The organism is Streptomyces mobaraensis NBRC 13819 = DSM 40847 (assembly GCF_017916255.1).
Classification (GTDB): domain Bacteria; phylum Actinomycetota; class Actinomycetes; order Streptomycetales; family Streptomycetaceae; genus Streptomyces; species Streptomyces mobaraensis.
The window spans coordinates 4153865-4166469 of the sequence record NZ_CP072827.1 but is presented as its reverse complement, the minus strand read 5'-3'; the positions used below and the strand labels follow the sequence as shown (position 1 = coordinate 4166469).

The following is a 12605-nucleotide window of genomic DNA, read 5'->3' as shown; positions in this document are numbered from 1 at the left end:
CACCGAAACCGGCGGACGCGCCCGGGGGTTCCGCTTCCGGGTCCGAGCACAGTGGAGCAGTCATGACGTCACCCATCCTCGTCACCGGCGGCACGGGCACGCTGGGCGGCCACGTCCTGCCCCTCCTGCGGCGGGCGGGCCGTGAGGTGCGCGTACTGAGCAGGCACGCCCGCGAGTCGGCGGACGGGGTCGAGTACGTCGCCTGCGACCTGCTCGCCCGGGACGGCGACCGGGCGCTCGGCGCGGCGCTGGAGGGCGTCGAGACCGTCCTCCACCTCGCCGGCGGCCCGAAGGGCGACGACATCGCGACCCGCAACCTCGTCCGGGCCGCCGCGGCGGCCGGGGTGCGGCACTTCGTGTACATCTCGGTGATCGGCGCGGACCGGGTCCCACTGGGCTACTTCCGGTCCAAGCTGGGCGCCGAGCGGGCCGTGGCGGAGTCGGGCCTGCCGTGGACGACGCTGCGGGCGGCGCAGTTCCACGACCTGGTGCTGAAGGCGGTGCGCACGATGACGAAGATGCCGGTGGTGCCCGTACCCGGAGGCATCCGGATGCAGCCCGTCGACGCCCGCGAGGTGGCCGCGCGGCTCGTGGAACTGGCCCTCGGCGAGCCCGCCGGACTGGTACCCGACCTCGCCGGCCCGGCCGTCCACAGCATGGGCGAACTCGCCCGCGGCTACCTCCGGGCGCGGGGCAAGCGGCGGCCGATGCTGCCGGTACGCCTGCCCGGGAAGGTCGGACGCGCCTACCGCGCGGCCGAGAACCTGTCCCTGGAGGGGGCGTCGTTCGGCACCCGCACCTGGGAAGAGTTCCTGGCCGAGCACGCCGGGACCGTCCCGGGCGGGAAGCGGAGCGCGGGAGGCGTCGGGTCCACACCCGGCGAAACCGGGATGTGAAGGACGCACGGGGCCCGGTAACGTCGGCCGGCATGACGGACATATGGGCGGGCGTACGGGAGAGGGTGCTGGCCCTCCGGTCGACGCCGGAGGTGATGGACCAGGTCTTCGGGGCCGTCTGGCTCGACGGCGGCCACCGCTTCGAGCTGGCGCCGCCCCTCACCGAGGCCGAACTGGCGCGCGCCGAGGAGCGCCTGAACGTCACCTTCCCCGCGGACTACCGCTCGTTCCTCCTGGAGGTGGGGGCGAGCGGCGCAGGCCCCGATTACGGCGTGTTCCCGCTGAGCGCCCAACTGACCGGTGAGCGGGGCGCGGCGCCGGACGAGGCGCCCCGCCTGGCCCGGCCCTTCCGGCCCGGGCCGGTCCAGGAACTGCTCGACGAGCACGAGGAGAACGAGCCGCGGCGGGAGGCGTACGCCGACGACGAGACGTTCTGGCGGTCCTGGCACGCCTGGGACGCGCGGTGGGACGAGCTCGACGCCGAGCTGACCTGGGGTTCGCTGACCGTGAGCCACCAGGGCTGCGGCTACTACTCGTTGCTCGTCGTGACCGGCGAGGAGCGCGGCCTGATGTGGGAGGACGTGCGCGCGATCGGGGAGGGGCTGGTGCGCATGCGGCGGCGCGGGGCCGACCGCCTCACCTTCGCCGAGTGGTACCTGGGCTGGCTGGACTGGGCGGAGCCGCGGATCAAGGCCGCGCAGCGCGCGGCGGCCGGGCGGCCGGGCGATGTCAGTGGGGCCGCTTAGGGTGATGACGTCCTACTCTCCGCGACCGGAGGGCGGGCGGAGGGGCGGGCCGGCCGCACGCCCCTTTCAGGAAGGCGGCCCCGCGCAGTGACGCCCCGTGAGGAGATTTGAAGTGACCGACTGGATCACCACCCCGATCGACGCCCGCATCCTGCGCGGTGCCCTGGAGCTGGAACGCACCGAACGCGGGCTGCTGCCGCACCGGTTGCCGGCCGGAGTCCGGCAGCGGTTCCCGGACGACCGCCTGTTGACGATGGAGTCCCAGCCCTCCGGCGTCCGGCTGGCCTTCCGGACCGCCGCCACCGCCGTCGAACTGGACGTGCTGCCCACGAAGACCGTGTACCCGGGGCTGCCGCCGCGCCCCTCCGGGACGTACGTCCTGCTCGTCGACGGCCGTCCGGCCGGGCGGGCGAGCGCGGAAGGCGGCGACGTGCGGACGGTCGACATGATGTCCGGGCCCGCCACCGTCACCCCCGGCCCGTCCGACACCCTCCGGTTCGACGGGCTGCCGGGGGAGCCGAAGGACGTCGAGATCTGGCTGCCGCACGACGAGACGACGGAACTCGTCGCCCTCCGCACGGACGCGCCGGTGGAGCCCGTTCCCGACCGGGGCCGCAGGGTGTGGCTGCACCACGGCAGTTCCGTCAGCCACGGCTCCGCCGCCACGGAACCGACCGCGACCTGGCCGGCGCTGGCCGCGGCCCGGGGCGGGGTGGAGCTGGTCAACCTCGGGCTGGGCGGCAACGCCCTGCTCGACCCGTTCATGGCGCGCACGATGCGGGACGTGCCCGCGGACCTGATCAGCGTCAAGATCGGGATCAATGTGGCCAACACCGACCTGATGCGGCTGCGCGCCTTCGCCCCGGCCGTCCACGGCTTCCTCGACACCATCCGCGACGGGCACCCGGATGTGCCGTTGCTGCTGGTGTCCCCGATCCTCTGCCCGGTCCAGGAGCACACCCCCGGGCCGCTCATGCCCGAGTTCGAGGGGAACCGGATGACCTTCCGGGCCCTCGGCGACCCGTCCGACCCCACCCGGCTGACGCTGACCGTCATCCGGGAGGAGCTCGCCCGTATCGCCGCGCAGCGGGCGGCCGAGGATCCGCACCTGCACTACCTGGACGGCCTCGCGCTCTACGGCGAGGCCGACTTCGCCGAGGTGCCGCTGCCGGACGGTATCCACCCGGACGACGCCGGGCACCGCCGCATCGGCGAGCGCTTCGCCGAGCGGGTCTTCGGCGCCGGCGGCGCGTTCGCCGCCCGGGAGGGGTAAGGGCGGGTCTGGGGCGCGGGGCGGGCTCTCACCCGGTGGTTCGCGGTCGCGGGGCGGGGCCCGTCCCGGTGGTTCGCGGTCGCGTCACATCCACGTCGTGGCCGTGGCGACGACCTCCGCCGCGCGGGGCCGGTCCGGGTCGCCGTAGCGGATCTCGACGCGCGGGTTCCGGCGGGTGAAGTCGCTGTCGACCAGCCGGACCCGCCGCGGGTCCTTGACCGTGCGGTAGGCGACGTCGGTGTCGAGGAAGAAGCCGAACTCGCCCTTCGCGGGCGCGTAGGCGAAGAACTCCCCGCCCTGGTAGTGCCGCTTGAGCCGGTCCTCGGTGAGGGCGAGCGACCAGTAGCCCACACAGCGCCCGGCCGGGCACATGAAGCGGAACTCCGCCTTCAGGCCGTCCAACTCCATGGCGCGGAACGGGTTGTCGTCGGCCGGAGCGGTCTGCCTCGCCGACGGGTGCGCGGGGGCCGCGCTCGGGGCCGTGGGCGCCGGTATGGCCCCGTGCTCCGTCGCGGACGCCGGGGCGCCCTGGGCGACGGCGAGGCTCAGCGCGACGGCCGCCAGGGCGGGGGCGGCGGTGCGGAGCGCGATGCGGAATGCCATGTCCGATCTCCAGTCCTCTGCGTGATCGAATCGCTGCGAAACGTGATCATCGCGAAGGAGGGAGCGCCCGGCAACGGGAGGGAGGGGAATCCGGCCGGCGTCGCCGGCCGGCCCGGCCGCATCAGATGATGCCCTGCAACGGGTTGATCACATGCAGGACGTCGGTCCGCAGCACCTGCGCGGTGAGGGTTCCGTTCATGACCGCGTCGGCGACACCGCCCAAGAGGTGCACGTCGGCCTCGGCCTGGGCCGGAGCCGCGAGGGCGACGCCGCTCAGGCCGAGCAGAGCGGTGGCGGCGGCCGTCGTCAGCACACGGCGGACGCGGATGCCGCGCGGGCCGCCGAGGGCACGGAGGACGTGGGGGACGCGCTGCATGGTGAGCTCCTCTCGCGGCGCTGCCGGAGCTTTCGGGCGCCGTCCCGCCGGTCTGCCCGGGGCCGGTGGCCGGCATTCCGACCGTGCGCCGGTGCGCCGGTCCCCGCGCCCCCATCCGCCCCATGGCCCACGGCCACGCCCGGGGACACCTGCGGCCATTTCCTCCCGACGTGCGGTTTCGAGTGCGGTACCGGCATCATCCCGGAGGCGTCACTCCCGCCCGCCGGCCGCGTCCAACGCCCGCCCGCGCAGGGCGAGCCGGGCCGGGACGAGCGAGGCCAGCAGGGCGAGGGCGAGGCACGTACCGGCGGCGGCGCAGGTCACCGTCCAGGGGAGGCGGAGGGCGGGGACGGCCGCGCCGTCGATCCACCGGTTGTAGAGCCACGCCGTCGTCGCCTGGGTGACCAGCGTGACCAGCAGCCCGAGAGCCGCCGCCGTCGCCGTCGTGAGGACCGCTTCCCCGGCCACCATCCCGAGGACCTGGCGGTCGCTGCCGCCGGTGAGCCGCAGGGTCGCGAAGTCGCGGAGGCGGTCGGCGGTGGACATGACCATCGTGTTGACGACGGCGATGAGGGCATAGAGCACGGCCGGCCCGAGGATGGCGGCCAGGGCGATCCACAAGTAGCGGTTCTGCGGGCTGTCGTTGCCGCCCGTCCACTCCTCGGCGGGCGTCACCCGCACACCACCGGCGCCTTTCCCGCCGGAGCCCGCCTCGAAGGCGAACGAGACGGACGCCCGCGCATCGGTGGCCACGTAGGCCGTATTGGCACGCAGGGACCGGTCGTGGTCCGCCACCGCCGCGTAGGGGACGAGGACTTCGGACAGGCTCAGCGGCGTACGGACGACGGCGACCACCCGCAGGGTGGCCTTCGTGCCGTCGGCGAGACCGGCGGTCAGGCGGTCGCCGAGCCGCCAGTGCCGGCTCTTGGCGAGCCCGGCGGAGACCGCGACCGTCCCGGGCCCCCTGAGGTCGGCGAGCGAGCCGGCCTCGGCCGGCAGCTCCCAGGCCCGGGTGATGTCGCCGTCGACCACCGTGGCGGTGGTGACCGCCGCGCCCGCCGCCGCGTCCCCGGTACCCCCGTCGAGCCCGGTCAGCGGGGTGTCGGCCACGGCGCTGACGTACAGGCCCATCCGGTCGTGGCCGCCCATCCGGCCGAACGCGCCCAGCCGGCCGCCGTCCGCCCGGCCGCTCCCGCCCTTCCCCGCGACCCCTCCGGTCGCGTCCGCGTCCTCGTCGCGGTCGTCCTCGGTCGCCGGGACGGGGAACTCGGGCGGGATGCCGTTCGGCCCGTCCGCCTCCAGGACGTACTCGGCCCGCAGCGCCGCCCGCGTCTGCTCGTCGCGCGCCTCGGCGAACGCGGCGGTGGAGCCCACGACGCTGCCGGCGAGGGCGACGACGAGGAAGACGGGCGTGGCCGTGGAGACGGTCCGGCGGACGGCCGTGAGCGCGTTCTGCCGCGCGAGCAGGCCGACCGCGCCGGCGGACAGCCGCACCGGCAGGGTGAGGAGCCGCACGAGCGGCGGGACCAGCAGCGGGGCCAGCAGGGCCACCGTGGTGATGGCCAGCAGGTCGCAGACCAGGGCCCAGTCGGGAAGGTTGCGCGGATCGCGCAACTGGGGGTCGCGGCGCAGCGGTTCGGGCATCGCGGCCAGCAGCAGCGGGACGGTGACCGCGACCGCGAGGGCGAGGACGGCCCACAGCATCCGGCCGACGGTCGTGCGCCCCCGGTCCACGGCCGCCTGGCCGAGCGCCTCGGTGGGGCGCACGCGCCCCGCGCGCCGGGCCGCGGCCCAGGCGCCCAGCAGGGCGACGACGACCTCGACGGCCACCGCGGTCAGCAGGGGTCCGGGCGTCGTGGGCGCGGAGAAGCCGCCGGGGGCGACGCCGCGCCGGACGAGCCAGTCGGCGAGGAGCGGTGCGAGGACCGGCGCCAGCAGGGCGCCGCAGCCGGACGCCACCAGCGCGACCAGCAGCGCCTCGCCCAGCACCAGCCCGCCGACCTGCCGGGGCGTGGCCCCGACGGCCCGCAGCAGAGCGGTCTCGCGACGGCGGGCGGCCACCGCGAACGCGAACGTGGAGGCGACGACGAAGACCGAGACGAAGCCGGAGACGCCCGCCGTGAAGGTGAGCAGCTTCTTCAGCGAAGGGGCGGCCGGGTCGGGGCTCTCGATGTCCGCGGCGGCCTCGGTGAGCAGGCCGGTGGCGCCGATCAGGGCGACGCCGAGGGCGAGCGCGGCGAACGAGCCGGCGAAGGCGGTCCACCGCTTGCGCAGCGAGGCGGCGGCGACGGGCAGCAGCAGGGCGAAGGGCAGCCCGCGCGGCGCACCGGCCGTGTCGTGGGGCGCGTCCGTACGGCGGAAGCCGTTGCCGCCGCTCAACGGGGGCTCCCCGTGCCGTCGGCGGCGGGCCGCTCGGGCGTGCCGTGGGCGCGCGCCGGTTCGAGAGCGGCCATGCGTTCCGCGATCCGCTGCGCGCCGGCGCCGTGGAGTTCGTCGCGGATGCGCCCGTCGGCGAGGAAGAGGACCCGGTCCGCCCAGGAGGCGGCCCCCGGGTCGTGGGTCACCATGACGACCGTACGGCCCTGGACGTCGACGAGGGTGCGGAGCTGTTCGAGGACGGTCCGGCCGCTGCCGCTGTCGAGGGCGCCCGTGGGCTCGTCCGCGAACACGACCTGCGGCTTGGCGATCAGGGCGCGGGCGATGGCGACGCGCTGCTGCTGTCCGCCCGACATCTGGGAGGGCAGGTGCTCCTCCCGCCCCGCCAGCCCGACCTGTGCCAGGGCCTCGCGCACCGCCCGCCGGTCGGGGCGGCGGCCGGCGAGCCGGAGCGGGAGGCCGACGTTCTGGGCGGCGGTGAGGGAGCCGAGGAGGTTGAACGCCTGGAAGACGAAACCGATCCGTTCGCGCCGGAACTCTGTCAGCTCCTTTTCGGAGAGCGGCCCCAGCTCGGTGCCGTCCACCCGGACCCGGCCGGCGTCCGGCCGGTCCAATCCGGCGGCGCACTGAAGCAGCGTGCTCTTGCCGGAACCGGACGGGCCCATGACGGCGGTGAACGTGGCCCGCCCGAACGTCACGGAGACGTCGTCGAGGGCGCGGACGGCGGGTGAGGCGCCGGTGGTGTTGTAGGACTTGCCGACGCCTTCCAGCGCGATGGCCGCGGTGAGGCGGCCCTCGGGACCGGGCACGCCGTACCCGCCCTCCGGTCCGGCGGCATGGCGGTGCGGCGCGATGACGTGATCGCGTGACATGTTCCCCCCGATATCGCGTCGGCGCCCCGCCCGGCGGCAAGGTGCCGTCCGGGTCCCGCTGTCACCGACCGCGCCATTATGCGGAGCCGCGGCCAGGGCTCCGACGGGGGGCGGCACCCTGCCCGCGCACGCCGCCAACGAACGGTAAGCGGAGGCCACTTGAGAGTGCCGAGAGGGCGGGTGGACAGCCTCTCCGACGGAAGAAAAGATTCCCCTTGCCCCGGGGCAGACGACAGCCCCCGGTGCTCCACGCCGGACCGCGTACCCGGGCCGTCGCCCGCTGCACCGATCCCGGCAGGAACCCTCCCGGGGGCCTGGCCAGTCGACGAGATGGGGGTCACTCGGGCCGATGGACGTCTCCATCGACGGTGCGGCTCTCACCGTTGGCTGGTGTATGACCAGTTTGCTCCCTATACGCCCGGAGTCAAGAGGTTCGCGAAATCGGCACCCCTCCTCCGCCCGCCCCCGCCGACCGGCCCAGCACAGGAGGCCCGCGGGCACCACAACCCGAGTGAATCCTCACTCGTACGAGCCGACCTGACCGTTCATACGACCCCTTTCCGGTATGCGTCCGGATACGCTCCGTACACCCGTGCCCGGCCCGGTACGGCTCGCGCAACCACGCGAATCCGCCTGTAAGCGGCCAGAACCACCGCATCCCCGGTGGTCGCCGCACGCCGTACGCCGCACGCCCACCTGTCTGCCACACAGAGGGACCTGCCGATGGACACCAGCCGCATGCTCCGTACCTCCGGCACCCTGGCCGCCACCGCGGCCCTCCTGCTCTCCGCACTGGCCGCCGGCGGGCCCGGCCCGGCCGCCGCCGCGCCGAGAGACCGCGACGAACCGGGCGCGTCCGCCCCGGCAGCCGCCATCGGGGCCACCGAGGCCGCACCCGCCACCGCCGACACCGACCTCGCCGCCCTCGCGGACCCCCTGCGCCCGTACTACGCCCAGAAGCTCCGCTGGCGCTCCTGCGGCGGCGGGAAGAGCGCCGCGTTCGAGTGCGCGGGCATGAAGGTCCCGCTGGACTACCACCTCCCCCGCGGCGGGGACATCACCCTCGCCGTCTCCCGCAAAAAGGCCGCCGGGCCCGGCAAACGCCTGGGATCGCTGCTGGTCAACCCAGGCGGGCCGGGCGGGTCCGCGATCGGCTACCTCCAAGGGCACGCCGCCGCCAAGTACCCGTCGTCCGTCCGCGCCCGCTACGACCTCGTCGCCGTGGACCCGCGCGGAGTGGGCCGCAGCGCCCCCGTCACCTGTCTGTCGGACGGCGAGATGGACGCCTACGCCCAGTCCGACCCCACCCCCAGGAACGCCACGGAGACCCGCCGTTTCGTGGCCAACCTGAAGAAGTTCGCCAACGGCTGCGCCTCCCGCTCCGGCAGGATGCTGCGGCACGTCTCCACCGTCGAGGCGGCCCGGGACATGGACGTCCTGCGGGCCCTGCTCGGCGACGACAGGCTGCACTACGTCGGCGCCTCGTACGGCACCTTCCTCGGCGCCACCTACGCGGAGCTCTTCCCCTCCCGCGTCGGCCGGCTGGTACTGGACGGCGCGCTGGACCCGTCGCTCGACGCGGAGCGCGTCAACCGCGAGCAGACGGCCGGCTTCCAGACCGCGTTCACCGCCTTCGCCCGCGACTGCGCGCGGCACGCGGACTGCCCGCTGGGCACCTCCGGGCCGACGGACGCCGGGAACCGCCTGCGGTCGTTCCTGGAGCGGGTCGACGCCCGTCCGCTCCCCACCGGCCAGTCCCGCCGGCTGACCGAGGGGCTGGCGACGACGGGGGTGATCGCGGCCATGTACGACGAGGCCGGCTGGCCCGTCCTCCGCAAGGCCCTGGCCCTGGCCGCCGCCGGCGACGGCTCCGTGCTCCTCGCCCTCTCCGACGCCTACTACGAGCGGAACGCGAACGGCTCGTACTCCAACCTCATGGCCGCCAACGCCGCCGTGAACTGCCTGGACGCGCCGTCCGCCTTCCACGGCCCGGACGACGTCCGCCACGCCCTCCCGGCGTTCCGCAAAGCCTCCCCGGTGCTCGGCGAAGCCCTCGCCTGGGCCTCCCTGAGCTGCGCCTACTGGCCCACGCACCCCACCGGCCACCCGCACCGCATCACGGCCCGCGGCGCCGCCCCCATCCTCGTCGTCGGCACCACCCGCGACCCCGCGACCCCCTACCCCTGGGCCCGCTCCCTCGCCTCCCAGCTCTCCTCCGGCCGCCTCCTCACCTACGAGGGCGACGGCCACACCGCGTACACCCGCGGCAGCGCCTGCGTGGACTCCGCGATCAACTCGTACCTCCTCAACGGCACCGCCCCACGCTCCGGCCTCCGCTGCTCCTGACCCCGTCCGCCCCCGCCCCGCGACCGGCCCGCCCCGGCCCGCTCATCGGCCCATAGGACCACCTGGTACGGAGCACCCTCCGGACCTGTGTAGACTGAGTTCCGCTGCTGATGCCAGTCTTCGGCCCGGCAGCTTGCCGCCTTAGCTCAGTTGGCCAGAGCAACGCACTCGTAATGCGTAGGTCGCGGGTTCAAATCCCGCAGGCGGCTCCAAAGAATCCCAGGCCAGAGTCTCTGGCCTGGGATTTTCTGTAGCGCCCGGCGCGGCGTGGGCCGGGCTCGGCCGGTGGGCGGCCGGGCTATAAGCTCGCGCGAAAACGGCAAGATCACAGGGAGTGCGGATGCCGGCGGCTCGGCGGATCACCTCACGCAACGCTCGCTTCCAGCAGTGGCAGGCGCTGCTCGGCAACCGCAACAAGCGGACGCGTGCCGGTGAGTTCCTGGTGACGGGCGTCCGCCCGATCTCGCTCGCGGTGGAGCAGGGCTGGCCCGTGCACACGCTCCTCTTCGACGGGCAGCGGCAGCTCTCGAAGTGGGCGAAGGAACTCCTCCGCACGGTGCGGACCGAGCAGGTCGCGATGGCCTCGGACCTGATGATGGAGCTGGGCGAGAAGAGCGAGGCCCCGCCCGAGGTCATCGCCGTCGTGGAGATGCCCGCCGACGACCTGGGCCGGATCCCGGTCCGGGAGGACTTCCTGGGCGTGCTCTTCGACCGGCCGACCAGCCCGGGGAACATCGGCAGCATCATCCGCTCGGCCGACGCCCTGGGCGCCCACGGCCTGATCGTGGCCGGGCACGCCGCCGACGTCTACGACCCCAAGTCGGTCCGGTCGAGCACCGGCTCGCTGTTCTCCCTGCCCGCCGTCCGGGTGCCGTCGCCGGCCGAGGTGATGGAGTGGGTGGAGGCCCGCCGGGCCGGCGGGACGCCGATCGTGCTGGTCGGCACGGACGAGGACGGCGAGTGCGACGTCTTCGACTTCGACTTCACCCAGCCGACCCTGCTGCTGGTCGGCAACGAGACGGCCGGGCTCAGCAACACCTGGCGCGGGCTGTGCGACCACACGGTCAGCATCCCGATGACCGGCTCCGCGAGCTCGCTGAACGCCGCGAACGCCGCGACCGCGGTCCTCTACGAGACCGTCCGGCAGCGGATCGGTCAGCGGAAGAAGGCCAGCAACTCCCCCAGCAGCCGAGGGTAGTTGTAGCGGGCGCGCGCCTGCTCCTGGATCCGTCCCACGAGTTCCGCGTGCCGCTCGAACTCGCCCGCCAGCCGGCCCAGCGTCGCGGCGGGGTCCGGGCCCAGCATCAGGGGTTCGGCTCCCCCGCCGTACAGGAAGGACATGAATTCCGCCGCGGCCGGCAGCACCGGCAGCGAGCCGGACGCGAGGGTCTCGAAGGCCCGGGCCGTGAGCAGCCCGGTGTCGGCGACGAGCGGGCTGACCAGCACCGGCGTGATCACCGACCGGCCCATCTCCGTGACGACGTGCCCGAACGGCACCGGCGGCCGGACGTCGACGCCGGCCAGCCGTTCCGGCTCGGCGGAGGTGATGTCCTCGAACCCGGGGCAGGTCTCCCCGTCCCACCACCGTCCGCAGACCCGGATCCGCCGCAGCCGGGCCCGCCGGGCGGCCTCCACGACCTCGAGGAACGGCTCCCACCGCCCCCAGTTGCTGCCGATGTACTGGAGGTCGCAGTCCCGCTCGCGGCCGAGTTCCAGGGGGTGCCGTACCAGGCGGGGCATTCCGAAACACGGGAAGAACTCCGCCCCGTCCGGCAGGGGGCCCGCCTTGGGCTGGAGGACGAGATCGCCGAGCGTGGAGTAGAGCCGCTGCCACTGCTCGACCGGGTGGGTGCCGACGGAACTGTCGCCGGCGGTGGCGACACCGCCCCAGTGGCCGTCGAAATCGATGATCAGGCGCCGGTGGCGGGGAATGGAGCCGGCGAGTTCGATCTGCTCGTCGGAGAGGTATTGCCGGGCCTCGAACATGAACACCAGGTGCGTTCCCCACCGCACGTCCGGCTCCACCGGCAGGTGTCGCGGGATCTGCTCGTCCATTCGCGAAAGGGGACCGCTGACCCGGACCTCGCAGCCCGCCTCACCCGCCGCTTCCACATAGGCGGCGACGGTCTGGCTGAACCCCGCCTGCCAATGGAAATTCCCGGCTATGAGCACCCGGGCTCCCGCCATTCCGCCCTCCCAAGAACACACGTGAAGCCATCCTGGCGTGGTGAGTCTAGGGAAAAGGAACTGGGGAAAATCCCAGCGCCTCAGACCGTTCGGGACCCGGCACGCCGTTCCCGCCCGGCGCTCAGGGGCAGGCGTCCAGCACGTCGGCCGCCCGGACCAGCACGGCCGACCGCGTCCCGATCTTCAGCCGCTCCAGAGCGGGCACCGGAGCCACCGGGATCTTCCGGCTGCGGTCGGTGACGGCGATCACCGCGTGCGCGGGGAGCACCGACGCGAGCGAGCGCAGCATGCCGGTCACCGGCTGCCCGGGCACCGCGCCGTCCCAGTGCGTCCGCTCGCCGTACGGCAGGTCGGTCAGGACGACGTCGGGCGCGGCCCCGGCCACGACGGCGGACAGCGAACGCGGATCGAAGACGTCCGCGGCGCCGACGGCGTACGGCAGCGCGCCGCCGTCCGCCTCCAGGCGGTCCCGCAGCCTGCGGGCGGCATCCGCGGACTCCTGGTACGCGGGCTTGGCGAAGCGCTCGCTCTGCTCACGCCGCTCGGCCTCGCGCGCGGCCAGTCCCCCGGGGGAGAGCAGGGCGAGGTTCTTGGCCGCGAGTTCCAGCGGGGCGGGGTCCACGTCGGAGGCGATCACCCGCCGCAGCGCGCGGCGGTGCAGCAGCCCCAGCACCGTCAGGAGGTAGCCGCTGCCGCAGCACGGGTCCCACAGCGTCACCGGGCCGTCGTCGGGGAGCCTGGCCTGCGCCCGCAGGAAGATCTCGGTCGCCAGGCGGACGGGGAAGGCGGGGTAGCCCGGCGCGGAGTGGAGCACGACGCCGCAGGCGAGATCGGAGCTGTCGCTCCGCTCGACGGCGTGGCGGTACGAACTCACCTGTCCACTCCCAGCAACTCGGAACCGCCTCCGTCGCGGCCCTTCTGCGATCATAT

At 74.3% G+C, this 12605-nt stretch carries 11 protein-coding genes and 1 tRNA gene; 6 read left to right on the top strand and 6 right to left on the bottom strand.

The genetic code is table 11. The features are described from left to right. Window positions 1–62 precede the first annotated feature (62 nt). From J7W19_RS17845 to J7W19_RS17835, 3 genes are all read left to right on the top strand, one after another. Window positions 63–896 (top strand): SDR family oxidoreductase, encoded by an 834-nt coding sequence (locus tag J7W19_RS17845; protein ID WP_004940321.1) that lies wholly within the window; start codon window positions 63–65, stop codon window positions 894–896. 32 nt (window positions 897–928) lie between these two features. Continuing rightward, window positions 929–1642, top strand: coding sequence for an SMI1/KNR4 family protein (locus J7W19_RS17840; protein ID WP_051072484.1), 714 nt, complete (start codon window positions 929–931; stop codon window positions 1640–1642). A gap of 112 nt (window positions 1643–1754) precedes the next feature. Next, entirely contained in the window at window positions 1755–2915 is a 1161-nt protein-coding gene (locus J7W19_RS17835) for a GDSL-type esterase/lipase family protein (protein WP_004940316.1), read from the top strand. Between the two features lie 84 nt (window positions 2916–2999). Here the strand turns inward: J7W19_RS17835 and J7W19_RS17830 are convergent, their stop codons facing one another. From J7W19_RS17830 to J7W19_RS17815, 4 genes are all read right to left on the bottom strand, one after another. Then, window positions 3000–3518, bottom strand: a complete 519-nt coding sequence (locus J7W19_RS17830) for a hypothetical protein (RefSeq protein ID WP_004940315.1) — start codon at window positions 3516–3518, stop codon at window positions 3000–3002. A 121-nt stretch (window positions 3519–3639) separates the two neighbouring features. Further along, window positions 3640–3894, bottom strand: coding sequence for a hypothetical protein (locus tag J7W19_RS17825; protein WP_004940314.1), 255 nt, complete (start codon window positions 3892–3894; stop codon window positions 3640–3642). Between the two features lie 210 nt (window positions 3895–4104). Then, on the bottom strand, window positions 4105–6273 hold the full coding sequence (locus tag J7W19_RS17820; RefSeq protein ID WP_004940308.1) for an FtsX-like permease family protein: 2169 nt from the start codon (window positions 6271–6273) through the stop codon (window positions 4105–4107). Beyond that, on the bottom strand, window positions 6270–7142 hold the full coding sequence (locus tag J7W19_RS17815) for an ABC transporter ATP-binding protein (protein ID WP_004940306.1): 873 nt from the start codon (window positions 7140–7142) through the stop codon (window positions 6270–6272). The genes J7W19_RS17820 and J7W19_RS17815 overlap by 4 nt, the downstream gene beginning before the upstream one ends. Window positions 7143–7865: 723 nt before the next feature. On the opposite strand from J7W19_RS17815, the gene J7W19_RS17810 reads away from it, so the two are divergent. From J7W19_RS17810 to J7W19_RS17800, 3 genes are all read left to right on the top strand, one after another. After that, a complete protein-coding gene (locus J7W19_RS17810) occupies window positions 7866–9488 on the top strand; it encodes an alpha/beta hydrolase (RefSeq protein WP_004940305.1) in 1623 nt (540 codons plus the stop codon). A 135-nt stretch (window positions 9489–9623) separates the two neighbouring features. Next, a tRNA-Thr gene (locus J7W19_RS17805) sits at window positions 9624–9700 on the top strand. Between the two features lie 128 nt (window positions 9701–9828). After that, window positions 9829–10686, top strand: a complete 858-nt coding sequence (locus tag J7W19_RS17800; protein WP_004940302.1) for an RNA methyltransferase — start codon at window positions 9829–9831, stop codon at window positions 10684–10686. Here J7W19_RS17800 and J7W19_RS17795 read toward each other — a convergent pair. Continuing rightward, entirely contained in the window at window positions 10644–11543 is a 900-nt protein-coding gene (locus tag J7W19_RS17795; RefSeq protein WP_004940300.1) for a hypothetical protein, read from the bottom strand. The genes J7W19_RS17800 and J7W19_RS17795 overlap by 43 nt on opposite strands. 253 nt (window positions 11544–11796) lie before the next feature. After that, window positions 11797–12549 (bottom strand): hypothetical protein, encoded by a 753-nt coding sequence (locus J7W19_RS17790; RefSeq protein WP_004940299.1) that lies wholly within the window; start codon window positions 12547–12549, stop codon window positions 11797–11799. Window positions 12550–12605 lie beyond the last annotated feature (56 nt).